The organism is Ectopseudomonas oleovorans (assembly GCF_029845265.1).
Lineage (GTDB): Bacteria > Pseudomonadota > Gammaproteobacteria > Pseudomonadales > Pseudomonadaceae > Aquipseudomonas > Aquipseudomonas oleovorans.
Genome location: NZ_JAOCLK010000023.1, coordinates 44,935 through 71,707, shown reverse-complemented (window position 1 = coordinate 71,707; position 26,773 = coordinate 44,935). Strand labels below are relative to the sequence as shown.

Here is a 26,773-nt window from a genome sequence, read left to right as displayed (position 1 = left end):
ACCACAGTTGCCGACCCATTGGGCCAAGGTCGAGCGGGCGATGACCAAACCGGCTCGACCGAAAATCGATTCCTGGCGGTAGAGCGGTAAATGATCCGCGAACTTGGCGATCATGACATGGGCCAGCAGCCCTGAGGTTGGGATGCCCTTGTCGATGACCTGAGCCGGAACCGGTGCCTGGATCAGGGTTTCGCACTGATCGCAGACCCATTTGCCACGGATGTGCCGCTCAACGGTGAACACGCCCGGTGTGTAGTCGAGTTTCTCGCTGACATCCTCACCGATACGCTTGAGCGCGCAACCGCACTGGCAGTGGCTGTTATCGGGTTCATGGTGGATCAGAGTGCGTGGAAACTGTGGCGGCAAGGCGGTGCGTTTAGGTTTTTGCCGAACCTCAGTCGAAGCGCGAGCAGGTTTCAGCGCTTCAAGTTCTGCTTCGATGGCCGCAATGTCGGTGTCGATCAGGTCATCAAGCAGACTGACTTGATCCGGGCTCAATTGCTCGCTGCGCTTGGCAAACTTGAAGCGCTTGAGCTGCGCAATCTCGTGGGTCAGCTTTTCGATAAGCGTTTGGTCGCGGTGGATCTTCTTGCCCATTGTCTCGACTTTCTGATCGAGACTCTCGACACGTTGCATCAACTGCGCCGCCAGAGCGCGCAGTTGTTCAGGGGTCAGTTGGTCGAGATTGGGCAGCGAAGTCATGCCGCCGATTTTGCCCGAGCAGGCTAAACCCGACGAGAGGCTCATCGGACAATTGCACGGTCAGGCAGGCCATGGCAGGCATCACAGAATAGAAATTGCGCTATCCGGGCCAAGTCGTTGCCAGGGTAAACCCAGCACCAGGGCGTGTAGTTGTTCGGCACCCAATTCCATCTGAGAGCCGTGTCGAGAACCGGGCCAGAAGAACTTGCCTTGGTGCAGGCGGCGCGCCGCCAGCCAGATACCCAACCCGTCGTGCACCAGCACTTTCATCCGATTGCCGCGGCGATTGGCAAACAGATAAGCACAGTGCGGCTGCGCCGCACCGAACACCGCCACCACCCGCGCCATTGCGGTGTCGGTGCCAGCACGCATGTCCATAGGCTCGGTGGCGAGCCAGATGGAGTCGATGCGGATCATCGCAGCAGATCTCGCAGAAAGGTCGCGCAGGCAGCGGCGCTTTCGGTCGGCCAGTTCACTTTGATGGTACCGCGCGGATGTGGGATTTCCAGACAGATAGTCGATGACGCGGAATCCGACTTTGTCCCGATAGCCTGCAAGGACAGAGGAATGAAAGCAGGTTGCAGCGCCATGGCTTTCTGCGTGTGCACTCGGATCCATTTATGGACGAGGTTTGCGTTGAGGCTGTGGCTCAGCGCAACGCTGGCAATCGAGGCCCCGGGCTGGGCGCACTCTTGAATGATCTGGGCCTTGAAGGATTTGGAGTAGGAACGGCGTTGTGGCTGCATGAAAGACCCGCTTAAAAGGCTAGAAATGGTGTCCACTTAAATCAGGTGGACACCATCGCCTTTGGCGTCGGGGCCAGGAAGGTGTGTTGGCCGGACGGATACGGCTTGTCGTGGCGGGAATACGAGGAAGGTCTTCTCCAGCGGGTAACCGATTTGCACGCAAAGCTCCACAGCGGAGCTTATCGGGCAACGCCATCACGACGGGTCTACATTCCCAAAACCGATGGCAGGCAACGTCCGCTTTGGTCGTTTTGCTGCGAGAAATCGTAGGAAGCGAGGCTTGGGTAAACCGGAAACGTTTGACTTTCTGGGCTTCACACATTGTTGCAGCACCAACAGAAGCGGTGGTTTTCAAGTGCTGCGACTGACGGTCAAGAAGCGAATGTGTGCAACGCTACTGGCCATTCGGGATGAGCTGAAACGTCGACGTCATGAACCCATCCGGGTTCAAGGGCAATGGCTCACTCGGGTGGTGAGTGGTTACCTCAATTACCACGCGGTGCCGGGAAACCTGATACGTCTTGGTGGTTTTCGTTCGGCGGTCTGCCGCCTCTGGCGGCAAGCTCTCAAGCGGCGCAGCCAGCGTAACCGGCTCCAGTGGTCACGCTTTGGTCGTCTCGCAGACATCTACATACCGAAGCCCAGAACTGCACATCCCTATCCGGAGGAACGCTTCGCGTCACGAACCTGAGGCAGGAGCCGTATGCGGTAGTTCCGCACGTACGGATCTGTGCGGGGGGCGGCAGGTAACTGCCGTCCCTACCGCGACCACAAAAACGCCGGGCATTGCCCGGCGTTGTGCGTTCAGCTCAGGGCTCAGGCCGCTTGCGACTCGGCCTGGCTCAGGGCGCGGTTCAGCGCGCTGAACAGGGCGCGGAAGCTCGCGGTGGTCAGGTTCTCGTCGATGCCGATGCCGTGCAGGGCACGACCGCCGTTGACGCGTAGCTCGATGTAGGCCGCTGCCTTGGCATTGGTGCCGGCACCGATGGCGTGCTCGCTGTAGTCCATCACCTCGACGGCAACCGGCAGGGCTGCCGCCAGGGCTTCCAACGGGCCTTTGCCGATGCCGTGCCAGTGGTGTTTTTCAGCACCTTCGATGACCTCGATATCCACCGCGCTGGTGCCGTTTTCTTCCTGCAGACGATGGCCTTTCAGGGTGTAGGGGCTGCGCGCTTGCAGGTATTCGGTTTCGAGCAACTGATAGATCTGCGCAGCAGTCATTTCCAGGCCGAGGCGATCGGTTTCACGCTGTACCACCTGGCTGAACTCGATCTGCATGCGCCGCGGCAGGCTGATGCCGTATTCCTGTTCGAGCAGGAAGGTGATGCCGCCCTTGCCGGACTGGCTGTTGACGCGAATCACCGCCTCGTAGTCGCGGCCAATGTCGGCCGGGTCGATCGGCAGGTACGGCACTTCCCACAGCGCATCGTCCTTCTGCTGGGCGAAGCCCTTGCGGATGGCGTCCTGGTGCGAGCCGGAGAAGGCGGTGTGTACCAGGTCGCCGACGTACGGGTGGCGCGGGTGTACCGGAATCTGGTTGCAGTCCTCGACCACCTTGCGCACGGCGTCGATGTCGGAGAAGTCCAGCTCCGGGTCAACGCCTTGGGTGTAGAGGTTCAGCGCCAAGGTCACCAGGCAGACGTTGCCAGTGCGCTCGCCGTTGCCGAACAGGCAGCCTTCGACGCGATCGGCACCAGCCATGACGGCCAGCTCGGAAGCGGCGACGCCGGTGCCACGGTCGTTATGGGTGTGTACGCTGATCAGCACGCTGTCGCGGCGGTCGACGTGGCGGCCGAACCACTCGATCTGGTCGGCGTAGTTATTCGGCGTGGCGCACTCGATGGTGGCCGGCAGGTTGAGGATCAGCTTGTTCGCCGGGGTCGGCTGGAACACGTCGATCACTGCGTTGCACACCTCGACGGCGAAGTCGATCTCGGTACTGCTGAACACTTCCGGCGAGTACTCGAAGCCCCACTGGGTCTCGGGCGCGGCATCGGCCAGGCGCTTGATGGTGGTGCCGGCGGCCACGGCGATGGCTTTCACACCGGCCTTGTCCTGGTTAAAGACGATCTTGCGGAAGCTCGGTGCGCAGGCATTGTAGTAGTGGACGATGGCCTTCTTGGCACCTTTGAGCGACTCGAAGGTGCGCTCGATAAGGTCGTCACGGGCCTGGGTCAGCACCTGGATGGTCACGTCGTCGGGGATGTGGCCGCCTTCGATCAGCTCGCGGACGAAGTCGAAGTCGGTCTGCGAGGCGGACGGGAAGCCCACTTCGATTTCCTTCAGGCCCACGGCCACCAGGCACTTGAAGAAGCGCATCTTCTTCTCGGCATCCATCGGCTCGATCAGCGACTGGTTGCCGTCGCGCAGGTCGGTCGACAGCCAGATCGGCGCCTTGTCGATGATCTTGTCCGGCCAGGTGCGGTCCGGAATCTGGATCTGGGTGAACGGACGGTATTTCTTCGACGGGTCTTTGAGCATGGTCATGAGAGGATCCTGCGAAATGGGAGTCGAACACGAGGCCGGGCGGCCATGTAAAACGGATTTTCAGGCGGGGCTTCGCAGTCGCGGGCTGACCAGTCGCAGGCATGCGAGCTGGCGGACGAGAAAGATGTTTTTCATGTGGGCACCCTATCCATAGCAGGTGGATATGGCAATGCTTGCTTAAAAAACGCCGATTTATTGCTGGATAGCTTTTGTTGGCGGATTTTATTGCTTTGAAAGTGATGTTTTCGGCGAATCGTGTTTCCAGGGGGCGTGCACAGGCTCGCCTCCGTCCCTCGATGATCCGTCTTCAGTCGGCGTAGTCGTAGGCGCCGCCTTTTTCCAGGGCACGGCGATAGGCTGGCCTGGCATGGATGCGTTGCAGGAAATCGCTCAGGCGCGGGTGGTTGTTGAGTACGCCACGGGCGGCAGCTGCTTCAAGCGGGAAGCTGAGCTGAATATCGGCAGCGCTGAAGGCATCACCGGCAAACCAGTCGCGCTCGCTCAGTTGGCTCTCCAGGTAGTCGAAATGCAGCTTCAGCTGCGGCGAGATGAACGCCTGACTGACCTTGTTCGCGATGCCTCTGGCGATGGGTTTGATGAAGAACGGCATTGGCGCGCTACGCAACTTGTCGAACACCAGCTTGAGCAACAGTGGTGGCATCGCCGAACCTTCGGCGTAATGCAGCCAGTAGCGGCAGCGCAGGCGCTCCGGGCTGTCGGCGGCCGGTAGCAGCCAGTCGCCGTAGCGTTCGGCCAGGTATTCGATGATGGCGCCGGATTCGGCCAGGGTCAGCTCGCCGTCGGTGATCAGCGGCGACTTGCCCAGAGGATGCACTTGGCGCAACTCGGCAGGGGCGAGCATGGTCTGCGGGTCGCGCAGGTAGCGCTTGATCTGGTAGTCAATACCTATCTCTTCGAGCATCCAGAGAATGCGTTGCGAGCGCGAGTTGTTCAGGTGATGCAGGGTAATCATGGCAAGCTCCGACCGATTTTGGGGCAAAGGCTCTGTAACACGTCGTTCAGGGACGCACCACTAGCGTTTCATTGAGCCGCCCCGCGCTGTTCGACGATTGCTGGCCGCAGTTCGCGCATGTCTGCACCGCTCGGATGCTGGAACACGCGCAGGCCGAACTCGGGGAGGATGGCCAGCAGGTGGTCGAAGATGTCCGACTGGATACCTTCGTAGGCATTCCAGGCGATGGTATTGGTGAAGCAGTAGATTTCCAGCGGCAGGCCGTCGGCAGTCGGGCTGAGCTGACGCACCAGCAGAGTCATGTTCTGGTGGATGTTCGGATTGTGCCGCAAGTAGTGCTCGACGTAGGCACGGAAGCTGCCGATGTTGGTGATGCGGCGGGTGTTCACCGCTTCCTTACCGTGCTCGGCCAGCTTGGCGTTCCACTCCCGCAGTTCCTGGTTCTTGCGATCTAGGTACTCATCCAGAAGCATGAAGCGGCGCAGCCGTGCGATCTCCTCGTCGCTGAGGAAATGTACGCTGGTCTGATCCAGAAACAGCGCACGTTTGATCCTACGCCCACCCGACTCCTGCATGCCGCGCCAGTTCTTGAACGGGTCGTTGATGAAGCGCTTGGTCGGGATGGTGGTAATGGTCTTGTCCCAGTTCTGCACCTTGACCGTGTGCAGGGCGATGTCGATCACGTCGCCGTCAGCGTTGAGCTGAGGCATCTCGATCCAGTCGCCGACACGGATGATGTCGCTGGAGGAGATCTGCACGCTGGCCACCAGCGACAGCAGGGTGTCCTGGAAGATCAGCATCAGCACGGCGGCCATGGCGCCGAGGCCGGAGAGCAGGATCAGCGGCGAGCGGTCGATCAGCGCCGCCACCATGAGGATCGCGGCAATGGCGAAGATGGCGATCTTGATCACCTGCAGGTAGCCCTTGATCGGCTTCAGGTGCGCATTGGGCCGGCGCAGGTAAAGGGTGTTGAGAATGTCCAGCAGGGCGCCGATGGCCAAGGCGATGGTCAGCACGATGAAGGCGCCGCAGACGTTCTGCGTGACCGTTACCACGGCTTCGGGCATGCCCGGCACCACGGCTACACCGGAGGACAGCACCAGCGCCGGGACGATGTGCGACAGGCGCTTGATGATGCCGCTTTCCTTGATCTGGCCATGGCGACCCAGGGTGGTCGCGCCGACCACGCGGTAGATGGCGCGCACCAGGATACGTTTGACGATCCAGTTCGACAGCCAGGCGGCGACGATCAGGGCAAAGGTGGCGGTGAGGGTGAGCAGTTCAGGCTGTTCGTTCAGCCAACCCATCCAGGTATCGAACTCATTCGGCATTTCCGGCTCCGAAGCAGGCAGGAGGAAAGACCGACGCTTAAAGCCGGCCATTTTGGCCGCCGTACCTTAACAAAAATACGTCAGCAACCCAAACCGCAGGTATTGCAGGCTGCGTAGGTTCAGGGCTTGAACGCACCGATGAAGATCGCCGGGTCAACCCGTGCGTCGTTGAGGCTGACGTTCCAGTGCAGGTGCGGGCCGGTCGCGCGCCCGGTGGCGCCGACCTTGCCGACATGGCCGCCACGGGCGATCTCGTCGCCGAGCTGCACGTCGATCTCGGAGAGGTGGCAGAACATGCTGATCAGCCCCTGGCCGTGATCGAGAAATACCGTCTTGCCGTTGAAGAAGTAGTCGCCGATGAGGATGACCTTGCCTGCCGCTGGTGCCTTGATCGGCGTGCCACGATTGGCGGCGAAATCCAGGCCCGAATGCGGGTTGCGTTCCTCGCCATTGAAGAAGCGCCGCAAGCCGAAGGGGCTGGACAGCGGGCCGTTGACTGGCCGGTCGAACAGCAGGTTGCTTGGCTGGCGTGGGCTGAACTGCTGGTAGGCACGGGTCTGCTCGGCCAGTTCGCGCTCGATACGTTTGAGGTTCTCGGCGTTGGGGGTGACCTGCTGCTGATTCTTGATGGTGATGCGCTGCTCGGCGTAGTGCTTGGCACCGACCTGGAAATTCAGCTTCTGGCCGCCCTCGACCTCTATCTGCTGAGTGCCCGGCTTGACGCTGAGTGGAATGCCGACGATGGCGATCCAGCGCTTGCTGTCCTCATGCACGGTCAGCACCGGCTTGCCCTGATAGCGCACCTTGGGCGCCTGCGCCGGGTTGCCCAGGTCGACCACCGCCACGCCACCCGGCACCGGCTTGTTCAACAGGCGGGTGATAAAGCCTTCGGCGTGGGCGGGCAGGGCCAGGCACAGAGCCAGGACGAACAGACACAACTTGTGTAGGAGCGAGCTCTGCTCGCGAAAAGAGGGGCTGAAAAAGCTTCGCGAGCAGAGCTCGCTCCTACGCAGAGATGCTGGCATTAGTTCAATCCAGTAGCGACAAGGTCGCCGGTTGTATGTGGTTGTCCTCGATGCGCACGTCTAGTTCACCTTCGCCCAGGCGTGCCTTGAGACGCTGGCCGGGCTGGGTTTGCGCGGCGCTGCGCACCGCCTGGCCGCGCTCGTCGAGGAGGATGCTGTAACCGCGGCCCAGGGTGGCCAAGGGGCTGACGATCTGCAGTTGCGCAGCCAGGGCACCCAGTTGCTGGCGCTGGCTGCGGAGCTGGCTGTGCATGGCGCGCGGCAGGCGCGTGGCCAGGCCATCCAGGCGCTGGCGCAACAGAGCCAGGCTGCGCCCCGGATGCTGCGCGGCGAGGCGTGCGTCGAGGCGGGCCAGGCGTTCGCGTTGATTGGCCAGTTGCTGGTTGAAGGCGCGGCGCAGGCGCATGTCCAGGTCATCCAGGCGCTGGGCCTGCTGGCGCAGGCGTTCGCCGGGGTGGCGCAGGCGTCGGCTGGCGCCTTCCAGGCGCAGGCGTTCGCGGGCTAGACGGCCCTGCATGTGCAGCGCCAGGCGCCGTTGCAGGTTGTGCAGGCGCTGCACCAGCTCGCTGCTGTCCGGGGCCAGCAGTTCGGCGGCGGCCGAGGGCGTCGGCGCGCGCACGTCGGCGACGAAGTCGGCGATGGATACATCGGTCTCATGGCCCACGGCGCTGACGATGGGCGTGACACAGGCGGCCACGGCGCGGGCCACGACTTCCTCGTTGAAGCACCAGAGATCTTCCAGCGAACCGCCGCCACGGGCCAGGATCAGTGCGTCGTAACCTTGCGCATCGGCGCGCTGCAGGGCGCGGACGATCTGCGCCGTGGCCTCGCGGCCCTGTACGGCGGTGGGGATCAGGTTCAACTCCACCTGCGGCGCGCGGCGGCGGAACACGCTGATGATGTCGCGGATCACTGCGCCGGTGGGCGAGGTGACGATGCCGATGCGCTTGGGATGAGCGGGCAGGGCAATCTTGCGTTCGGTAGAGAACAGACCTTCGGCGCCGAGCTTTTCCTTGAGTGCCTCGAAGGCCAGGCGCAGGGCGCCGTCACCGGCTGGCTCGACGGCATCGAGAATCAACTGGTAGTCGCCGCGGCCCTCGAACAGCGAAACCTTGCCGCGCACCTTCACCGCCAGGCCATCACGCAGGGCCTGGCGCACGCGTGCGGCGTTCTGCCGGAACAACGCGCAGCGCACCTGGGCCTGGCTGTCTTTCAGGGTGAAATAGATGTGGCCGGACGCCGGGCGGGCGAGGTTGGAGATTTCTCCCTCGACCCAGATGCCGGCGAACACGTCCTCCAGCAGCAGGCGGGCGCGGTTATTCAGTTGGCTGACGCTGAGCACCTCGCGGTCGAGGTTCAGGCGGGCAAAAGGGTCATTGATCATGGGGCGGCATGATAAGCGCAGAGGCGCTCAACTGTCTTCGAGCAGACGCCCGAGCAGCCAGGCTGCCACCGGGCCAAGTTCACGCTGGCGCGACCAGATGGCGTCCACCGTGACCCGCCGTGGCCAGCCATTGCAGGGCAGCTCATGCAGGCCGCCAAAGCCGTAGGCATCGACCAGTTGCCTGGGCAGTTCGGCCCAGCCGAAGCCCAGACGGGCCATTTCCAGCAGCATCAGGTAGTCCGGCGCGGCCCAGCAGCGTCCGCCGCTGCCGGGCAACTCGTCCGTGTTCGCATCGTCATGGGCGACGCTGCTCAGGCGCAGCAGGCGCCAGCGCGACAAGTCGTCCTGACGCACTCGTGGCAGCTTGCTCAGCGGATGATCCTTGGCCACGAACAGGCCGAACTCGCTGCTCATTTCCAGGCGGGCGTGGGCGATATGCGGCGGATAGGCTGGCAGTGCCGCGATCAGGCCCAGCTGTGCCCGGCCCTGGGTAACCAGGTCGAGTACGTCGGCCTGTTCGGCGATCAGGCTCTCGAACTGCAGATCGGCAAAGCGTTGATCCAGCTCCTGCAGGCGCATCTCGTATTGTTTCGGCTGGTAGGCGTCGGACAGTGCCAGGGTCAGTCGCGCCTCCTGGCCTCTGGCCAAGCCTGCGGCGTGTCGCGCCAGGCGGTCGCTGGCGCAGAGCACTTCTTCAGCGTGGGCCAGCAGGCTGGCACCGGCTTCGGTCAGCTGCAGCTTACGTGGGCCGCGTTCGAACAATGCCACGCCCAGATCGATCTCCAGGCGCGCGACGGCCTCGCTGATGGTCGACTGGCTTTTGCCCAGGCGCCGCGCTGCAGCGCTGAGCGAGCCGCTGCTGGCGGCTTGGGCGAAGGCCTGGAGGGATTCGGGGGAAATATTCATATCGGTTTTGCCGATGGCAGCTGCCTTTGGATTGGCTGATATTCCGATGATCATAGCGCTCGTTGTCACCTATCACGAGGTTTGTTTCATGACTCACCCCCTGCCGCGTTCACTGCGTGAGCGCATCGGTCACGCCCTGGCCTTCGAGGGCATCGCCGTGCTCATCTGTGCACCGGCCATGGCCTGGTTCATGGACAAGCCACTGCTGCACCTGGGTGTGCTGACCCTGATGTTCTCAACCGTGGCGATGCTGTGGAACATGCTGTTCAACTACCTCTTCGACCGCGCGCAGAGTCGTCTGGGTTTCGAGCGCGGCTTGTGGGCGCGGGTCAGTCATGCGCTGCTGTTCGAGGTGGGCCTGATCGTCGCACTGGTGCCATTGGCCGCCTGGTGGTTGTCGATTGGCCTGCTCGAGGCGCTGCTGCTGGATATCGTGCTGATCCTGTTCTTCCTGCCGTACACCCTGGCATTCAACTGGGTTTATGACGTGTTGCGTGCTCGCTGGGTGGCCCGCCGTGAAGCACAGGCGACTGCCGTGATTTGTCGCGGGGCTTGATTTGCCGGCGGCAGCGCCTAAGCTGCCGCCTTTCTTCGCCGACCGTTCGAACACCATGACCGCGCAACTGATCCTCGTCCCGCAGATATCCACGCTTCCCGCTCACGAGCAAAAGGCCCAGGCTATGCTGCGCTGGCTGGTCAAGCGGGAGATCGTCGAGGCGTTGCCGACCACCTGCGGCCAGGGCGGCAATGGCATGGCCTACGCCATCGGGCCGGGCGCTCGGCGTATCGCCCAGCGCCCAGAGTTGCTGCCCTATGGCCAGGCTCACAATGGCCTGGAAATCATCACCCACCGCTGCATCTATATGCCGACACGCAGCTTCCTCGAAGAAGCGGGCTGTGCCGAATGCCGCAGGGAAGTGGGCGTGCCGCTGTTCGACAGCCTCGAGGTTTGGTGGCCAGGGGAAACCGACAACTTCACCTGCCCGGAATGCGGGCATGAAGATGACATCAACGGCTTCCTGTTCCTGCAGCCATGCGGCTTTTCCAACCTGGGTTTCATCTTCAACGGCTGGGCCGAGGCAGGTCTGCACCAGGCGTTCGTCGAAGAATTCGGCGAACGCCTGGGCTTTGCCGTGAGGCAGGTGCGGGTCGACGATCCGGCTTGAGCGGTTTTCAGCCGATTGTGGGAGGGGCTTTAGCCGCGACTTCATATGGTTTCAGTTGCCGCTGAATCGCCTCCCACAGGCGCTCAGCAGTTGCCATCGGGATTGGCTCAAAACTTGACGTTGGCCGACAGGCGCAGTTCGCGTGGCTCGCCCACTGCAACGCGCAGGTTGCCACCGCTGGACGGGTAGTAGCGCGCGTCGAACAGGTTACGTACGTTCAGTTGCAGGCGCGTCTTCTCGCCGAGTAATTGGCTGTCCCAGGTGACGAAGGCGTCGGCCACCGTGTAGCTGTCCAGCCAGAATGTATTGGCGTTGTCACCGGCACGCTCGCCGACATAACGCGCGCCGCCTCCCAGTCGCCACTGACCCAGCTCCTGGGGCAGATGCAGATGATGGGCGAGGTACAGGCTGCCGACATTGCGCGCAGCGTTGACCAGCTCATGACCTTCGCTGGCCGGGTCATCGAGAATTTCCGTGTCGGTGTAGGCGTAGCTGCCAAGCAGCTCCCAGCGCTCGCTCAGGCGGCCGCTGATATCCAGCTCCACACCGCGCGAACCGACCTTGCCGGCCGCCTCGGAGACGTTGTTGTTGCTGACGACCACGTTTTCCTTCTCGATATCGAATAGCGCCAGGCTGGCACCGATGCCCTGAGGCAGATCGAGTTTCACGCCCAGCTCATAACTGCGACCTTCTTCGGGATCGAATGCCTGGCCAGTGTTGGCATCCGAGGCATTGGGTGCGAAGGAGCGGCTGTAGTTGCCATAAAAGGCCACCTGCTCGTTCAACTGGAAGACCAGGCCGCTGAAGGGCAGGAAGGTAGTGTCGCTGCGGTCGGTGGTGCGGGTATAGGCGGCCCCATGGCTAATGCTGATCAGATAAGTTCGTCACCACCCCCTCCTACTTGCAGTAGAGGGGCGTTTTTCGTAGGAGCCAGCTTGCTGGCGATGCTTTTTATGGCGGATCGCCGGCAAGCCGGCTCCTACAAAGATCGAGTGCAACGGCTTAACTGACTGGCATTAGCCCCATGGCCCTGTTCGACGAACTGCTCGAAACGCTGATAACGACCGCCAAGCACCACGATCCACTGGTCGTTCAGGTGCCAGTTGTCCTTCGCGTAGAGCGAGCGTGAATGCAGCTCGTCGCTGCGATCACTCTGCGCCGCGTTGAGTGCGGAAGGTGCGGCGAGGTTGCCGTATACCGGGTTGTAGATATTAAAGCCATCCACCGCCGGGCCGCGCCAGGTGTCGCCACCGAAGTTGTCGACTCGCTCGGTGTCGGCACCGATCAGCAGGTCATGACGCTGGCCGAACAGGCTGGCGTTGCCGATCCAGTCCCAGGCCAGGTACTGGGTCTGGTTGTCATGCGTGCTGCCATCGGAGCGGCGGCTCATTGCGCCCGTGCTGGCATTGAGCGCATTCGGCCGTGCTTCGGCATAGTCGTAGCGCTCGTTGTTCCAGCCATAGGTGAGGCGGGTCGACCAGTCGTCGCTGAGCTGATATTCGGCGGTGGCAGTAAGCAATTCGTCGATGCCCTCTGCCTTCGACCAGCTCTCGCCGAAGCGGTCGTTGTAGGACACATTGGCTGGCTTGCCATTGACGATCACCGTGCCGCGATCCACTGGCGTGCTGTATTCCTTGTATTCATAGGCGATGCTGAGGCGCAGGCGTTCACCTTCTCAGCTTAGCGAGGGTGCAATCAGGCTGTTTTCCTTGGTGCCGAAGTTGCGCCAGTAATCCTCGTTCTGCCGCTCGGCGATCAGGCGAAAGGCCAGGCCACTGTCGGCAATCGGACCGGTCGCGTCGACTGCCAGGCTGCCACCGCCGAAGCTGGAGCTGTCCGCGCTCAGTCGCGTGCCCCATTGGTACTGCGGCTTCTTGCTGATCACGTTGATCAGGCCGCCCGGCTCCTGTGCGCCATACAGCAATGAGGCCGGCCCCTTGAGCACTTCCACGCGTTCGGTGGTGGCGCTGAAGTTGCGCGACAGGCTGGAGCGGATGCCGTCTCGCAAAATTGAACCATCGGCGTTGCTACCGAAGCCGCGCTTGATGAAGCCGTCCTGGGTACCGGCCAGGGTGTTGCTCTGGGTTATGCCACTGACGAACTTCATCGCATCGTCCAGCGACTTGACCTGAAAGTCTTCGAGGGTCTGGGGTGTCACCACCTGTACCGACTGTGCTTCATCCCTGAGTTCCACGGAAGATTTGCTCGCCGAGCTGGCGCGTCTGGCCTGATAGCCGTCATCTTCCTGAGTAGGCCTGGCCACCACTTCCTGGCTGGGCAGCTGCAACTCTTGAGCGAGTGGTTGGCTGGCGGGCAGCAGGCAAAGGGTCAGCAGGACGGCGCATGGGCTGCCCAGGCAAGAGCGGGTGAAGTTCATTTGGTACTCGAGTGCAGGTGTTTTTGAGAATCATTATTTTATTATTTTCAACACAGGCCTGCCTAGAGACGCACTTTGCATTGAGTGCAGCGAGGTCGCTGGGTATAATGCCGCGCTTCTTATTTTCCCGCTCGGGAGCCCGCCCATGCTGCGCATCAGCCAAGAAGCACTCACTTTCGACGACGTCCTGCTCATTCCCGGTTATTCCGAGGTACTGCCCAAGGACGTCAGCCTCAAGACCCGCCTGACCCGTGGCATCGAGCTGAATATCCCGCTGCTGTCCGCTGCCATGGATACCGTGACCGAGGCCCGTCTGGCCATCGCCATGGCGCAGGAAGGGGGCATCGGCATCATCCACAAGAACATGACCGTCGAGCAGCAGGCTGCCGAAGTACGCAAGGTCAAGCGCTTCGAGTCGGGCGTGGTGAAAGACCCGATCACCATCGAGGCCGATGCCACCGTGGGTGATCTGTTCGACCTGACCCGGCAGAACAATATTTCCGGTGTGCCGGTGCTGCATCATGGTGATCTGGTCGGCATCGTTACCAGTCGGGATGTGCGTTTCGAAGGCAATATGGCTGCCAAGGTGCGCGACGTGATGACGCCCAAAGAGCGTCTGGTCACCGTCAAGGAAGGCGAAGACACCCAGGTGGTGCGCAAGCTGCTGCACAAGCACCGCATCGAGCGCGTGCTGATCGTCGATGACCAGTACCGCCTCAAGGGCATGATGACCGTCAACGACATCGAGAAGGCCAAGGCCTACCCGCTGGCGAGCAAGGATGACCAGGGTCGCCTGCGCGTGGGCGCTGCCGTGGGTACCGGTGCCGACACCGGTGACCGTGTTGCGGCGCTGGTCGCAGCCGGCGTCGATGTGATCATCGTCGATACTGCCCACGGCCACTCCAAAGGCGTGATCGACCGCGTGCGTTGGGTGAAGGAGAACTTCCCTGAAGTTCAGGTGATCGGCGGCAATATCGCCACGGGCGCCGCTGCCAAGGCGCTGGTTGAAGCCGGCGCCGATGGCGTCAAGGTCGGCATCGGCCCGGGCTCCATCTGCACCACCCGTATCGTCGCTGGCGTTGGCGTGCCGCAGATCAGCGCCGTGGCCAATGTTGCTGCCGCGCTGGCCGGCACCGGTGTGCCGCTGATCGCTGACGGTGGTATCCGTTTCTCCGGTGACCTGTCCAAGGCCATCGTCGCCGGCGCATCGGCTGTGATGATCGGCTCGATGCTGGCCGGTACCGAAGAAGCACCGGGCGAAGTGGAACTGTTCCAGGGCCGCTCCTACAAGGCCTACCGTGGCATGGGCTCGCTGGGCGCCATGGCGCAGGCGCAGGGCTCCTCTGATCGCTACTTCCAGGACTCCTCGGCCGGTGCCGAGAAGCTGGTGCCGGAAGGTATCGAAGGCCGTGTGCCGTACAAGGGCGCCATGAGTGCCATCGTTCATCAGCTGATGGGCGGCCTGCGTGCCTCCATGGGCTACACCGGCTGCGCTACCATCGAAGAGATGCGTACCAAACCGGAGTTCGTGCGCATCACCGGTGCCGGCATGGCTGAGTCGCACGTCCACGACGTGCAGATCACCAAAGAGGCTCCCAACTATAGAGTTGGTTGATTCGCCGCAATGTATGAATAACGGGGCTGTTCGATCAGCCCCGTGTCATTTGTGAATACCTACGAGAGACGGCCATGGCCCACGACATTCACGCCCACCGCATCCTCATTCTGGACTTCGGTTCCCAGTACACCCAGCTGATCGCCCGCCGTGTGCGCGAGATCGGTGTCTATTGCGAACTGCACCCCTGGGACATGAGCGACGAAGATATCCGCGCCTTCGCCCCGCGCGGCATCATCCTCGCCGGTGGCCCGGAGTCGGTGCACGAAGCCAATAGCCCGCGTGCACCGCAAGCAGTGTTCGACCTGAACGTGCCGGTACTGGGCATCTGCTACGGCATGCAGACCATGGCCGAGCAACTCGGCGGCAAGGTGGAAGGTTCCGACCTGCGTGAGTTCGGCTACGCCCGTGTCGACGTGGTCGGCAAGAGCCAGCTGCTGGCCGGCATCGAAGACCATGTCGACGCCGACGGCGTGCTTGGTCTCGACGTGTGGATGAGCCACGGCGACAAGGTCACCCGCCTGCCGGAAGGCTTCCACATCCTCGCCAGCACCCCGAGCTGCCCGATCGCCGCCATGTGTGACGACACCCGCCACTACTACGGCGTGCAGTTCCACCCGGAAGTGACCCACACCAAGCAGGGCGGTCGCATCCTGTCGCGCTTCGTGCTGGAGATCAGCGGCTGCGAAGCCCTGTGGACCCCGGCCAACATCGTCGAAGACGCCATCGCTGCCGTGCGCGCCCAGGTCGGCGATGCCAACGTGCTGCTCGGCCTGTCCGGCGGTGTCGACTCTTCTGTGGTCGCGGCGCTGCTGCACAAGGCCATCGGTGATCAACTGACCTGCGTATTCGTCGACAACGGCCTGCTGCGTCTGCACGAAGGTGACCAGGTAATGGCCATGTTCGCCGAGAACATGGGCGTCAAGGTAATCCGTGCCGATGCCGAAGAGCAGTTCCTCGGTAACCTGGCCGGCGAGTCCGACCCGGAGAAGAAGCGCAAGATCATCGGTCGCACCTTCATCGACGTGTTCGATGCGCAGGCCAGCAAGCTGGACAACATCCAGTTCCTTGCCCAGGGCACCATCTACCCGGACGTGATCGAGTCGGCTGGCGCCAAGAGTGGCAAGGCCCACGTGATCAAGAGCCACCACAACGTCGGCGGCCTGCCGGAGGAAATGAACCTCAAACTGGTCGAGCCGCTGCGTGAACTGTTCAAGGACGAAGTGCGCAAGATCGGCCTGGAACTGGGTCTGCCCTACGACATGGTCTACCGCCACCCGTTCCCGGGCCCGGGCCTGGGTGTGCGCATCCTCGGTGAAGTGAAGAAGGAATACGCCGACCTGCTGCGTCGCGCCGACCACATCTTCATCGAAGAGCTGCGCAAGGCCGACTGGTACCACAAGACCAGCCAGGCGTTCGTGGTGTTCCAGCCGGTGAAATCGGTCGGTGTCGTCGGTGACGGCCGTCGCTACGCCTGGGTCGTTGCCCTGCGCGCCGTGGAAACCGTGGACTTCATGACCGCTCGCTGGGCGCACCTGCCTTACGAACTGCTGGAGACCGTCAGCGGCCGCATCATCAACGAAATCGAAGGCATCTCCCGCGTCACCTATGACGTGTCGAGCAAGCCGCCAGCGACCATCGAGTGGGAGTGATGTCGGGTCCTTCTGGGCTCATTGAGATGTATCGGTAGCAAGTTGCAACGTGTTGATTTAAAAGAAAATTCGTTGCAATGGTTATCGAGGCTTATCGCCGATTAGCAGAACGGATTGGCGGTAGCGGTGACGGTAGTAAACAGCGGTCGGATTGAGACCGTTCTGTTTACTATCCGGTCAAAACCGGTCTTTGACGGTAAATCGCTCCTTGGGAAAGCTTGCCCCGTGCGGCTTTCCCGGCATCAACAGGTCTCCTGACCCTTGACGGTAAAAGCCGTCATGAACAGGAGTAAAAACCTCGATGCTTACTGATAGCAAACTGCGCAATCTCAAGCCCAAGTCCAAGCTGTACAAGGCTTCCGACCGCGATGGTATGTACGTGACGGTATCGCCTACCGGTACCGTCACCTTTCGCTACGACTACCGTCTCAATGGACGCAGAGAAACGCTAACCATCGGACGCTATGGTCCGACTGGCATATCCCTGGCCATGGCTCGCGAGAAGCTGTTCGATGCCAAGCGCATGGTCGCCCTGGGCAAGTCTCCCTCCCTGGAAAAGCAGCGCGCGAAGCGGCGCCTGAACGCTGCCAAGAATTTCGGTGAAACGCTGACGAAGTGGTTGGCCGGTGCGCGCATGGCCGACAGCACGCGCGCGATGCGCAAAAGCATCATCGACCGAGACATCCTGCCGGTCTTCGAGAACCGGCTGCTGACCGAAATCACCCCTGACGATCTGCGAGCCCTGTGTGCCAAGGTGAAGGCTCGAGGAGCGCCGGCAACTGCGGTCCATATTCGCGACATCGTGAAACAGGTCTATGCGTTCGCGATCCTGCATGGAGAGAAGGTCGAGAATCCGGCTGACGACGTTAAGGCGTCTTCCATCGCCACTTTCGTGCCGAAGGATCGAGCGCTGAGCCCGACCGAAATTCGGCTGGCCTTCCATCAACTGGAGACTATCGCCGCGTATCCCACGATCAAGCTGGCCTTGCGGCTGGTGCTGCTGACCTTGGTACGCAAGAGCGAGCTGATCGAGGCAACCTGGGACGAGGTGGACTTCGAGAACGCCACCTGGACGATCTCCAAGGAACGGATGAAGGGGCGTAACCCGCACGTTGTCTACCTGTCGCGCCAGGCCTTGGACATCTTCGTGGCGTTGCACACCTGTGCGGCCGGTTCCCGCTATGTGTTGCCCTCGCGCTATGACATCTACCGCTGTATGTCGCACGCCACCCTGAACCGCATCACCCAGCTTATCGCCTCCCGTGCGAAGGAAGCAGGCCTGCCGTTGGAGCCGTTCACCGTCCACGACCTGCGCAGGACTGGTTCCACGCTGCTCAACGAGGTGGGCTTCAACGGCGACTGGATCGAGAAATGCCTGGCTCACGAGGATGGTCGCTCCTCGCGCTCGGTCTACAACAAGGCCGAGTACGCGGAACAGCGCAGGCACATGCTGCAGGAGTGGGCGGACATGATCGACGCCTGGATCGATGGCCGCACTCATGTTCCCCAGCTACTGCCGGACAGCGTTGTAGTGCCGGTGTTGAGTGCCACGGTTTAAGGAAAGTGCAAGGTTGTCAGTTGACAACCTTGCCGGTCATGCGAATACTGGAGATCACTGATGACCCGTCCTTCTCACTCGAAGAAAGAGGTCGAAGAAGCACTCAGGCATGCCGAAGAGCAGGGCTGGCGCATAGAGCTGGGTGGTAGCCACGCTTGGGGACGAATCTACTGTCCCTACAACGATGAAGAGTGTCGCTGCGGCGAGTTCTGCATCACCAGCGTGTGGAGCACACCGAAGAACCCAGGCAACCATGCGCGTGCCCTTCGGCGCGTCGTCGACAACTGCACCACGCACCGTAAGCAGCGGCAGACCGCTGAGGGCGCAGAGGAGTAGCGCTATGGAATACATCTTCACCCTGAAATACCAACTGGCCGACGATGACCGTGATCCGGAAGCGTTGGTCGAGCGTCTCGGCGAGGCTGGCTGCGACGATGCCCTGATCGGCATTGGTCAGCCAGGTCGTCTGGCGCTGGAGTTCACCCGTGAAGCGGAGAACGCTGAGGCGGCTGTGCGCAGCGCACTGGCCGACGTGCGCAGTGCCTTACCGTCGGCCAGGCTGATCGAGGTGGCACCGGACCTAGTCGGACTCACCGATGTGGCGGAGATCGTCGGCGTGTCGCGCCAGAACATGCGCAAGCTGATGTTGGCTTATCCAGGCAGCTTCCCTACTCCGGTGCACGAGGGCAGTGCTTCGATCTGGCATCTGGCGGACGTGCTGGCCTGGCTGCAAGCCAAAGGCAGCTATTTGCTGCCTGGTGGCGTTCTGGATGTGGCTCAGGTAGCCCAGCAGGTCAACCTGGCCAAGGAAGAACGACGACTCACTCGCCCGGCCTCCAAGGAACTGCAAGCCCTTGTCGGATGAGGACGGCGCCGGCTTCATGCTTGGCTTGAGCCCGCCCGGACAGGGCGGGTTTTCCGTAGGTAAACATCCGGCTTGCTGATATTGACCCGAGGCGCCCGCTTGCGCTCCTCGATCCAGGCCTCCACCTCGGCCAGATCCCAGACCACGCAACGTGGTGTCAGGTTGAAGTGCCGGGGGAACTCGCCGCGACGCTCCATCTCGTAGATCGTTGATTCAGCCAGGGGGACGATCTGTCTCAGCTCATGCTTGCGAATTGTTCGCCGGAAGGGTAGGGGGCTGCCCTTCGGGAACTGCGGAAGCGACTCGTAGGCTTCCGTGCCCGGTAAGGGGAGGGACTGGTCAGAGGCGGTATCGAGAACCTCGGTAGTACGCGAAGAAGTATCCATCTCTATCTCCATGATTACGCTCCATGGGAAAGAGAGTGGATTTCAATACCAGGTAATGCACCTTGCTGTGGCGTAGTCGGAGGCTGCTTCTGGTGATTCTGTTGAAAAAGTTCCGCCGCACTCTTTTCCCAGCAAAGTGGTCTCTACCGAGCGGAGAGACACTTGCTTAAGTTGGATAATGTCCATCGCAAAGAATGTTTATGACCCAGACCAGGTAAATAGCGTGCGGAAGGCGGAGGACTCTGTTCCAACCGCGGCGAGGTGCTGATGTTGGAGGGGGCGATCTTCGAGCGTCAGGATTGAGTCGAACGGTTTGCGGATCGGTATCCCTGTCCTGCAAGTCTTGAAGGTTCCGTCCAGGTGGGAGTGGCGCCTGCCTCTGCGCGAAGGGGCTGCACAGCAGCCCCAGGGCTCTGCCCGGCAGTCCGTTGCCTGGCCGCTGCAACGGGCTGGGTTATGAGGGCTGGAGGCTGCGCTCCAGGCTACGCCGCATCGCCCAGTAGTAGGTCAGGGCTGGTACTAGCAGGCCCACCACCCAGGCCAGGTCGACGCCGTTCAGCGCATTGGCGATGGGGCCCACGTATAGCGTGGTGTTCATAAACGGTATCTCCAGCAGGATCGCTAACAGGAAGCTGCCGCAGGCCACCATGTTGACCCGGCCGTAGCGACCGTCCAAGTCGAAGATATCCTCCACGCAGTAGTCTCCTTTCCTGAGGCAGTAGTAGTCCACCAGATTGATGGCGGTCCACGGGATCAGGAAGTAACTCATGAAGAAGATGAAATTCAGGAAGTAACTGATGAAGTCTTCCTGGCTGACGGTGCAGAGCGCAGTGGCGATGACGCTGATCACCAGCATGAACAGGCCCCGCATACGTGGTGTTACTCGCAGGCGGGCGAAGGGCTCGATCACCGTGACCGTCGACATGAATGCGCCGTACAGGTTGAACACGTTGATCGCTACCTGGCCGTAGACGATGAAGATGAACAGCGGCACGGCGGCGGCGCCGAACAGCATTGCGAGATGGCTGCCGACGTTGTCGGAGAAGCCGTCGACGGCCACGCACAGCATTGCGCCGAGGATCATCATCCAGGCCCCGCCGACCACTGTTCCACCATAGCTGAACCAGAACACCCGAGACATCGGCGTGTCGCTCGGTAGATAGCGGGAATAGTCGGCGACATAGGGCGCATAGGACAGCTGCCAGGTGACCGCAATGCTGACCGCCACCATGAACTTCGACAACGAGAATCCCACGGGCGACCATTGAGTCTCGGGAATTGGCAGGCCCAGCGCCAGGCCGGTCGCGACCAGGAACACCAGGACCGAGAGTAGTGACAGCAGCTTCTGCAGGCGGTGGATCAGGCGGTAGCCGTAGAGCGCGACCACGAAGCACAGCGCGCCGATCAGGTAGATGTTGCCCGTGCCGCCCAGCGGGCTGACCGACTCGATGGCCTGCGCCGCCAGCAGGGTGTTGCTGACGAAGAAGCCCAGGTAGATGAGCATCACGAACAGCAGCGGCAGCACCGCGCCGAGCACGCCGAACTGGGCGCGGCTCTGGATCATCTGCGGGATGCCCAGTCTGGGGCCCTGGGCCGAATGCGAGGCCATGAAGACGGCGCCGATCAGCGAACCGAGGACGATCGCCAGGGCGCTCCAGAACAGGTTCAGGCCGAGCATCACCGGCAGCACGCCGGAGGCGATGGTGGTGATGTTCATGTTGGCGCCGAACCAGATGTAGAACAGCGAACCCGGCTGGCCGTGGCGTTCGTTTTCGGGGATGAAATCGATGCTTCTTTTCTCGACTTGCATGGCGATTACTCCTGTTTACGCCCGGGTTGACCCAGGGCGGATTGAAGGCGGGCAATGGTGGCGACGAACTGCTCAGGATGGTGTGCGAACTGATCGGGCTCGCTTGGGCGGCAGGACTGGCAGGCTCTTCCCTCAAGGACTTGCAGGAATTGCTCGGTGGCGAAGAGTTCGATGGCGTAAATCCAGTTGGCCATGATCAACAGCGCCGCGTTGTGGGCGGATTCAGTCGTGCTGGTGCAGGCATCGGCGATCAGGTCGACGGCGTAGCCCAGGGCGAAGGCGTCCAGCACTGTGGCCAGTACGCAGGCGTCGGTGAGCACGCCGCTGATGACCAGCCGGCAGGTTCCCATTCCCGCTAGCTGCTGAGCGAGGTCGGTGCGGTGGAATGCACTGTAACGTGGCTTGTCGATCACTCGCTCGCCGGCTCTGGGCGCCAGGCAGTCGACGATTTCCACCTGGTGGGTGCCGGCACGATAACTCCGCGGGCGACCGGCGGCGTCGACCGGCTCGCCCGGAGGCAGATCGCTGCCGTCCGTCGCGTTGACGTGCCGGGTGTAGATAATGGGGATGCCCGTCTGCCGGGCTGCATCCAGCAGGCGGATGTTGTTGTGGATAACCCGGTCGAAGCCATGCAGGGGAAAACCGTCTTCCTGCTGCATGTCGATGACGAGTAAGGCTCTGTCTGTGTTCATAAGCAACTCTTGTTGTTGTTCGGCCATGAATGCGCGTCGACTGCAGCATCGGCCGGGCGCACGAGGGCGCCATGGCGCGACGACGGGGAGTCGGACGCGGGCGAAATTCAGCGAGGAGAGTTGTTTAGCGGACTATCTGCCAGAAGCCATTCTGCTTGGCGGTAACTGAGGAACGCAGGCGCTTGAGGAATACATGGGCGGGTGTACACGTGCCGCGCAGATAGGCCATGGCGGCCCCGGGCAGTGGCTTGACGGTGCAGAGGGTGAGGCCAGTCGTGTGCATGGCGTTCGACCACCTGTGGGTTGGTGAAAGGCGGCCGGATCGCCCGATCCGGCCGCTTGCTGCATCGATTAGCGGAAAGCGGGCACCACGTGCTTGATGAAGAGCTCCAGGGATTTCTTCTTCTCGGCGTGCGGCAGGCTGTTGTCGGCCCAGAAGCTGAATTCGTCCACGCCCAGCTCCTGGTAGTGGCGGATGCGCGCGATAATTTCTTCCGGGGTGCCGATCATGGTGTTCTTGCGGATGTTGTCCAGCTCGAACTCCGGGCGCTCCTTGAACTTCTCTTCCGGGCTCGGCGGCAGCAGGCCGTTGACCGGGGTCTGCTTGTTGCCGAACCAGGCGTCGAAGGTGCGGTAGAACTTGGAGATGGCCGCGGCGCCGACCTTCCAGCCGTCCGGGTCGTCCTTGGCGTGGACGTGGGTGTGGCGCAGCACCATCAGTTGCGGACGCGGCACCTCGGGATTGTTGGCCAGGGCGGCCTCGAACTTGTTCTTCAGATCGACCACTTCCTCGTCGCCCTTCATCAGCGGGGTGACCATCACGTTGCAGCCATTGGCCACGGCGAAGTTGTGCGAGTCCGGGTCGCGTGCGGCGATCCACATGGGCGGACCGGGCTGCTGGAGCGGCCGCGGCGAGGAGGTGGAGGTGGGGAACTTCCAGATCTCGCCGTCGTGGGCGACGTCGCCCCGCCATAGCGCCTGGACCACCGGCACCATCTCGCGCAGGTACTTGCCGCCGTCGGTGGCCGGCATGCCGTTGGCCATGCGGTCGAACTCGTACTGGTAGGCGCCGCGGGCCAGGCCCACCTCCATGCGCCCGTTGCTGATCACGTCGAGCAGGGCACATTCGCCGGCGACGCGGATGGGGTGCCAGAAGGGCGCGATGATGGTGCCGGCGCCGAGGCGGATGGTGCTGGTGCGCGCGGCCAGGTAGGCCAGCAGCGGCATCGGGCTCGGCGAGATGGTGTACTCCATCGCATGGTGTTCGCCGATCCATACGGTGCTGAAACCGCCGGCTTCCGCCAGCAGGGTCAACTCGGTGAGGTCCTCGAACAGTTGGCGATGACTGGTCTGCTCGTCGTAGCGCTCCATATGCACGAACAAAGAAAATTTCATGATGCGTTCCTCGAACCTGTGTCTGGTTGGCCATGGCCTGGCCGACTGTGGTGACGCGTTCATCGCGCTCGGTGTTTGTTGATTGCACTGGCGCCGCAGCGGCGCTGCAGCAAGGCAAAGCGGATTGCTATTTATTGGTATACCATAATACTGTATATCTGCAAGGCCTTTTTAACAGAGTACAAGCACCAGCAAGGAGCGGGGATGAACATCAAACACAAGCTGATCCTGGCATTCGCGGCGATCGCCAGCCTACCGGTGGTCCTGGTCGCGGTTCTGGTCATCCTCAATGTGCGCGGCGAGGCGCGGCAGGGTTTTCTCGACAGCAGCAGCCGCGAGATGCGCCAGGTGGACAACGCCATGCAGCTGTTCTTCGAGGGAATCGGCCAGAACGTCGACTACCTGGCGGGGCACCCCTTGTTGAACAGCCTAGACCGCGACGTCAAACGCTACCTCACGGCCGACGCCGCCCAGTTCGGCGAGGGTGAGCACGACGCTCGGGTGTTCGAGCTTTTCGCCGCCCTGGCGGCCAGTCATCCGGCCTACGCCTATCTGTCGTTGGGCACCAACGAGGGTGGTTATGTGTTCTGGCCCGGCGATGCCAGCCTGGCCAACTACGACCCGCGCACCCGCCCCTGGTATCAGCGGGCGATGGCCAACCCCGGTAAGACCCTGCGCACCGAGGCCTACTACTGGGCGGCGGACGATGTGGTGCTGGTCAGCACCGTGCGCAGTTTCGCCAACCGCCTCGGGAAGGAGGGTGGGGTGGTGAACATCGACGTGTCGCTGCAGCAGCTCACCGACATCGTGCGGCAGATCAAGCTGGGTGACAGCGGCTACCTGATGCTGATGGAGAAAAACGGTACGGTGCTGGTGGACCCTAGCCAGCCGCAGCATAACTTCAAGGCCCTGGCCGAGCTAGGCGAGGGCTATGCGCGCCTGGCCGCGACTCAGCAGGGGCTGGTCGAGGTGGAGCTGGACGGCGAGCATTACATGGCCAATGTCTACAGCTCAGAACAGCTGGGTTGGCAGTTCGTCGGGCTGATCCGCGAGAGCGAGGTGATGGCCGCCGCAACCCGCCTGACCTGGATCATCGTGCTGATCGCGGCCCTGGTCGCGCTGGCGTTCGCCGTCACTGGCGCGCTGTTTGCCGGGTTGATCGTGCGGCCGATCCGCGCCGTGGCCAGCGGGCTGGCAGACATCGCCCAGGGCGAGGGCGACCTGACCACCAGCCTGGCGGTGCGCGGGCGCGACGAAACGGCGCAACTGGCCGGCTGGTTCAACCAGTTCCTCGGCGCCATTCGCCAACTGATTCAGCGCATCGGCCAGGCCGCGGCGCAGATCTATCGCATGTCGAGCAGCTCCACCGCGGTTTCGCTGGAGATGGCCAACGCCGCTTCTCGCCAGCGCGAGGCGGTGGACATGGTGTCCACCGCCTTCCATGAAATGGTCATGACCGCCAACGAGGTGGCGCGCTCCTGCAGCCAGGCCGCGGACTCGGCCGACAACGGCCAGCGCCAGGCGCACGACGGCCAACGGCAGATCGACCAGGCGGTGGCCAGTGTCGATCGCCTGAGCCGTGAGATCGAGCATTCGGTCGCGGCGATGCAGCAACTGGAGCAGGACAGCAGCGATATCCAGTCGATTCTCGGCACCATCCGCTCCATCGCCGAGCAGACCAATCTGCTGGCGCTGAATGCCGCCATCGAGGCCGCTCGCGCCGGCGAGCAGGGCCGGGGTTTTGCCGTGGTGGCTGATGAGGTGCGCGCTGGCCAAGCGTACCGCCGACTCCACCGGGGAAATCGACAGCCTGCTCGGCAACCTGGCGCGGCGCACCAACGAGATGGGCAAGCAGATGCATGCCAGCCTGGACGTGTCGCAGCAGACGGTCGGCTCGATCAACGATGCGCGCAGCAGCTTCGAGCTGATCCGCGAGTCGGTGGACGTGATCCGCGACATGAACACGCAGATCGCCACCGCCGCCGAGGAGCAGCACCAGGTGGCAGAGGAGATCAACCAGCACATCAGCCAGATTCACCACAATGCGCAGCGTGTGGCGGAGCTCGCCGGCAGCTCCAGCGAGGATGCGCAGACCCTGGCCGGGCTCTCCGATGAACTGAACCAGCTGGTATCGCGCTTCAGAACCTGAGGCGCGGCATGATCACGCGGCGATGTGTCCCAGTGCCTGCGACACATCGTGGCTTGCCGCGAGCAAGGCGGCGAGAAAGCCTTCCTGGGCAACTTGGGTATCCATCACCGCGTCCGGGCCGGACAGGTTGATAGCGGCGACGACGGCGCCGCTGTGATCGCGGATGCCGGTGGCGATGGCGGTGGAGTAGTCGGAGCGGTGCAGCACCCAGCCACGCTGGCGGTCCTCGGCGATCACCTGCTGTAGCTCCGGCAGGGTGCGCGGGGCTGGCGGCGGATAGTCGTCCAGGCGCACGTGCTGGTAGAGCGCGCTCAGCTGTACCTCGCTCAAGCCACTCAGCAGCACGCGGCCCAGGGCCGTACTGTGGCAGGGCAGGCGAGTACCGACGGGAATGTTCACCGCCAGGCGCTGCGGGGCCATGGCGCGGTACAGGTAGAGGCTATCGGTCTGCTCGCGGATGCTCAGGTGACATGACAGCGAGGTGCGGTCGCGTAGGTCGTTTAGATGGGGCATGGCCACTTCGACGATGTCGCGGCTGGCCAGGTAGGCAAAGCCTTCGCTGACTACCTGGGGGCCCAGTTCGAAGGCATGGCGGCCGACCTTGCGCAGGTAGCCCATGTCGACCAGTGTCTGCACGATGCGGTAGACGGCCGAAGGGCTGACCCCGAGACGTTCGGCCATGTCGTTCATGCCCAGGCTGCGTTCGCGGGCATTGAACATAGCGAGGATGCTCAGGCCGCGTTGCAACGCCGGCACGCGGTAATCGGTTTCCCGATCCGGGGTTTCGATGGCGGTCATTCATGGGGCTCCATGGGGCCCTGGCATTGTTGGGTGCCCCAGCATGGGTGTCTGACATGAGGCCGAATGGTGGATCGGTGAAGCGTGATCCACCCTACGGTTTGCGAGTTGCCACCCGGTTCCCGTAGGGTGGAAATAGCTGTTTATTTCCACCATGTGGCCATTGGCGGGGCATCAGGCCAGCTGCTTTTCCAGCACGTCCAGCGCCACCGGCTGGCCGCCGAACTCGTTCATGGCATCGAGCATGGCGTCGCGGAAGTACTCGAGCGACGCTCGGTCGCAGAGGATATGCAGGCGCGGCAGATCGCCCGAGCCGGCATTGATCACTATGACGTTGATCCGGGCTGCTGAAGTCTGGGCCACCTGGCCGGTGGGGAAGGCCTGTGGACGCAGGTCGACTCCGCAGAGCTTGGCCATCACCTCGGCCACGTGCCGACCGGACAGTTGCAGCCAGGCGTGGCTGTCCTGGCGCGGCAGCAGGTAGTTGCCCTGATCGGTCAACTGCCACCCAGCTTCCTCGCTGGCAATCCGCTCGCCTCGATCGGCCAGGCTGCCGAGCAGCAGGTACTCGGTCTGCGACAGGCGTGCCACCAGCGATCCGTCGGCCTGGAGCAGTGCCCGGTTGGGCACTTCTGGCAGTTGGTAGCCGCGCTCTCTGAGCCAGGTGGCGCTGTCCACGCCGCGAAAGCCCACCCGCGGCAGGTCGGTGAGGTCGATGAGCGCGCAGCGCTCGAGGGTATTGAGGCTGGTCATGGC

26 protein-coding genes and 2 pseudogenes are annotated in these 26,773 nt (G+C 62.5%); 9 read left to right on the top strand and 19 right to left on the bottom strand.

Features of this window, described 5'->3' with window-relative positions:
• The 3 genes from N5J71_RS13395 to tnpA all read right to left on the bottom strand — a co-directional run.
• Positions 1-702 (bottom strand): IS66 family transposase (locus N5J71_RS13395; protein WP_279917006.1); only part of this gene is annotated, 702 nt, incomplete at its 3' end.
• A gap of 81 nt (positions 703-783) precedes the next feature.
• Positions 784-1,119: an IS66 family insertion sequence element accessory protein TnpB gene (tnpB, locus tag N5J71_RS13390; RefSeq protein ID WP_039964958.1), complete on the bottom strand. Its 336-nt coding sequence runs from the start codon at positions 1,117-1,119 to the stop codon at positions 784-786.
• Complete coding sequence (gene tnpA, locus N5J71_RS13385) at positions 1,116-1,448, bottom strand: IS66-like element accessory protein TnpA (RefSeq protein ID WP_003462815.1); 333 nt, start codon at positions 1,446-1,448, stop codon at positions 1,116-1,118. Before tnpA ends, tnpB begins: the two co-directional genes overlap by 4 nt.
• Positions 1,449-1,728: 280 nt before the next feature.
• Here tnpA and N5J71_RS13380 point away from each other — a divergent pair, with 280 nt between their 5' ends.
• Positions 1,729-2,139, top strand: coding sequence for an RNA-dependent RNA polymerase family protein (locus N5J71_RS13380; RefSeq protein WP_244597211.1), 411 nt, complete (start codon positions 1,729-1,731; stop codon positions 2,137-2,139).
• 125 nt (positions 2,140-2,264) lie between these two features.
• On the opposite strand, the gene leuA is transcribed toward N5J71_RS13380, so the two are convergent.
• The 6 genes from leuA to N5J71_RS13350 all read right to left on the bottom strand — a co-directional run bounded on the left by leuA (position 2,265) and on the right by N5J71_RS13350 (position 9,554).
• Positions 2,265-3,935, bottom strand: coding sequence for a 2-isopropylmalate synthase (leuA, locus tag N5J71_RS13375; RefSeq protein ID WP_003462787.1), 1,671 nt, complete (start codon positions 3,933-3,935; stop codon positions 2,265-2,267).
• 307 nt (positions 3,936-4,242) lie between these two features.
• Positions 4,243-4,908 (bottom strand): glutathione S-transferase family protein, encoded by a 666-nt coding sequence (locus N5J71_RS13370; RefSeq protein ID WP_074856582.1) that lies wholly within the window; start codon positions 4,906-4,908, stop codon positions 4,243-4,245.
• Between the two features lie 68 nt (positions 4,909-4,976).
• Positions 4,977-6,239 (bottom strand): mechanosensitive ion channel family protein, encoded by a 1,263-nt coding sequence (locus N5J71_RS13365; RefSeq protein ID WP_039964957.1) that lies wholly within the window; start codon positions 6,237-6,239, stop codon positions 4,977-4,979.
• Positions 6,240-6,358: 119 nt separating this feature from the next.
• Positions 6,359-7,177, bottom strand: coding sequence for a peptidoglycan DD-metalloendopeptidase family protein (locus N5J71_RS13360; RefSeq protein ID WP_039964955.1), 819 nt, complete (start codon positions 7,175-7,177; stop codon positions 6,359-6,361).
• Between the two features lie 91 nt (positions 7,178-7,268).
• The gene (gene xseA / locus N5J71_RS13355; protein ID WP_074856574.1) at positions 7,269-8,648 is read right to left on the bottom strand and encodes an exodeoxyribonuclease VII large subunit; all 1,380 of its coding nucleotides are present in this window, start codon (positions 8,646-8,648) and stop codon (positions 7,269-7,271) included.
• A gap of 27 nt (positions 8,649-8,675) precedes the next feature.
• Entirely contained in the window at positions 8,676-9,554 is an 879-nt protein-coding gene (locus N5J71_RS13350; protein ID WP_424960571.1) for a LysR family transcriptional regulator, read from the bottom strand.
• 88 nt (positions 9,555-9,642) lie between these two features.
• Between N5J71_RS13350 and N5J71_RS13345 the strand changes: the two genes are divergently transcribed.
• Both N5J71_RS13345 and N5J71_RS13340 read left to right on the top strand, forming a co-directional pair.
• Positions 9,643-10,110: a multidrug/biocide efflux PACE transporter gene (locus tag N5J71_RS13345; protein ID WP_279917004.1), complete on the top strand. Its 468-nt coding sequence runs from the start codon at positions 9,643-9,645 to the stop codon at positions 10,108-10,110.
• 55 nt (positions 10,111-10,165) lie between these two features.
• Positions 10,166-10,720 (top strand): sugar ABC transporter ATPase, encoded by a 555-nt coding sequence (locus tag N5J71_RS13340; protein WP_074856570.1) that lies wholly within the window; start codon positions 10,166-10,168, stop codon positions 10,718-10,720.
• Positions 10,721-10,827: 107 nt separating this feature from the next.
• Here the strand turns inward: N5J71_RS13340 and N5J71_RS13335 are convergent.
• From N5J71_RS13335 to N5J71_RS22545, 3 genes and pseudogenes are all read right to left on the bottom strand, one after another.
• Positions 10,828-11,559, bottom strand: a pseudogene (locus N5J71_RS13335) (TonB-dependent siderophore receptor); the annotation flags it as partial.
• Positions 11,560-11,699: 140 nt separating this feature from the next.
• Positions 11,700-12,338, bottom strand: coding sequence for a TonB-dependent receptor domain-containing protein (locus tag N5J71_RS22550; protein WP_376738809.1), 639 nt, complete (start codon positions 12,336-12,338; stop codon positions 11,700-11,702).
• Between the two features lie 57 nt (positions 12,339-12,395).
• On the bottom strand, positions 12,396-13,097 hold the full coding sequence (locus N5J71_RS22545; protein ID WP_424960570.1) for a TonB-dependent siderophore receptor: 702 nt from the start codon (positions 13,095-13,097) through the stop codon (positions 12,396-12,398).
• A 145-nt stretch (positions 13,098-13,242) separates the two neighbouring features.
• On the opposite strand from N5J71_RS22545, the gene guaB reads away from it, so the two are divergent.
• The 5 genes from guaB to N5J71_RS13305 all read left to right on the top strand — a co-directional run bounded on the left by guaB (position 13,243) and on the right by N5J71_RS13305 (position 18,787).
• The gene (gene guaB, locus N5J71_RS13325; RefSeq protein ID WP_279917003.1) at positions 13,243-14,712 is read left to right on the top strand and encodes an IMP dehydrogenase; all 1,470 of its coding nucleotides are present in this window, start codon (positions 13,243-13,245) and stop codon (positions 14,710-14,712) included.
• 74 nt (positions 14,713-14,786) lie between these two features.
• Positions 14,787-16,364 carry a glutamine-hydrolyzing GMP synthase gene (gene guaA / locus N5J71_RS13320; RefSeq protein WP_074682339.1) on the top strand — a complete coding sequence of 526 codons (1,578 nt, stop codon included), beginning with the start codon at positions 14,787-14,789 and terminating at the stop codon, positions 16,362-16,364.
• A gap of 301 nt (positions 16,365-16,665) precedes the next feature.
• The gene (locus N5J71_RS13315; protein WP_279917002.1) at positions 16,666-17,922 is read left to right on the top strand and encodes a tyrosine-type recombinase/integrase; all 1,257 of its coding nucleotides are present in this window, start codon (positions 16,666-16,668) and stop codon (positions 17,920-17,922) included.
• Between the two features lie 60 nt (positions 17,923-17,982).
• Positions 17,983-18,258, top strand: coding sequence for a hypothetical protein (locus N5J71_RS13310; protein WP_012019489.1), 276 nt, complete (start codon positions 17,983-17,985; stop codon positions 18,256-18,258).
• Positions 18,259-18,262: 4 nt separating this feature from the next.
• A complete protein-coding gene (locus N5J71_RS13305) occupies positions 18,263-18,787 on the top strand; it encodes a helix-turn-helix transcriptional regulator (protein WP_003118321.1) in 525 nt (174 codons plus the stop codon).
• Positions 18,788-18,801: 14 nt separating this feature from the next.
• On the opposite strand, the gene N5J71_RS13300 is transcribed toward N5J71_RS13305, so the two are convergent.
• From N5J71_RS13300 to N5J71_RS13280, 5 genes are all read right to left on the bottom strand, one after another.
• Entirely contained in the window at positions 18,802-19,185 is a 384-nt protein-coding gene (locus N5J71_RS13300) for a helix-turn-helix transcriptional regulator (RefSeq protein WP_279917001.1), read from the bottom strand.
• A gap of 442 nt (positions 19,186-19,627) precedes the next feature.
• Entirely contained in the window at positions 19,628-20,983 is a 1,356-nt protein-coding gene (locus N5J71_RS13295; RefSeq protein WP_279917000.1) for a purine-cytosine permease family protein, read from the bottom strand.
• A 5-nt stretch (positions 20,984-20,988) separates the two neighbouring features.
• Complete coding sequence (locus tag N5J71_RS13290) at positions 20,989-21,675, bottom strand: cysteine hydrolase family protein (protein ID WP_003118323.1); 687 nt, start codon at positions 21,673-21,675, stop codon at positions 20,989-20,991.
• A 124-nt stretch (positions 21,676-21,799) separates the two neighbouring features.
• The gene (locus N5J71_RS13285; protein WP_023106003.1) at positions 21,800-21,958 is read right to left on the bottom strand and encodes a hypothetical protein; all 159 of its coding nucleotides are present in this window, start codon (positions 21,956-21,958) and stop codon (positions 21,800-21,802) included.
• 68 nt (positions 21,959-22,026) lie between these two features.
• Positions 22,027-23,070 carry an LLM class flavin-dependent oxidoreductase gene (locus N5J71_RS13280; RefSeq protein WP_003118324.1) on the bottom strand — a complete coding sequence of 348 codons (1,044 nt, stop codon included), beginning with the start codon at positions 23,068-23,070 and terminating at the stop codon, positions 22,027-22,029.
• Positions 23,071-23,274: 204 nt separating this feature from the next.
• Between N5J71_RS13280 and N5J71_RS13275 the strand changes: the two are divergent.
• Positions 23,275-25,219: pseudogene (locus N5J71_RS13275) on the top strand (methyl-accepting chemotaxis protein).
• Positions 25,220-25,231: 12 nt separating this feature from the next.
• Here N5J71_RS13275 and N5J71_RS13270 read toward each other — a convergent pair.
• Both N5J71_RS13270 and N5J71_RS13265 read right to left on the bottom strand, forming a co-directional pair.
• Positions 25,232-26,017, bottom strand: coding sequence for an IclR family transcriptional regulator (locus N5J71_RS13270; protein ID WP_279916999.1), 786 nt, complete (start codon positions 26,015-26,017; stop codon positions 25,232-25,234).
• Between the two features lie 174 nt (positions 26,018-26,191).
• Positions 26,192-26,770: a sarcosine oxidase subunit gamma gene (locus N5J71_RS13265; protein ID WP_003118326.1), complete on the bottom strand. Its 579-nt coding sequence runs from the start codon at positions 26,768-26,770 to the stop codon at positions 26,192-26,194.
• Positions 26,771-26,773 lie beyond the last annotated feature (3 nt).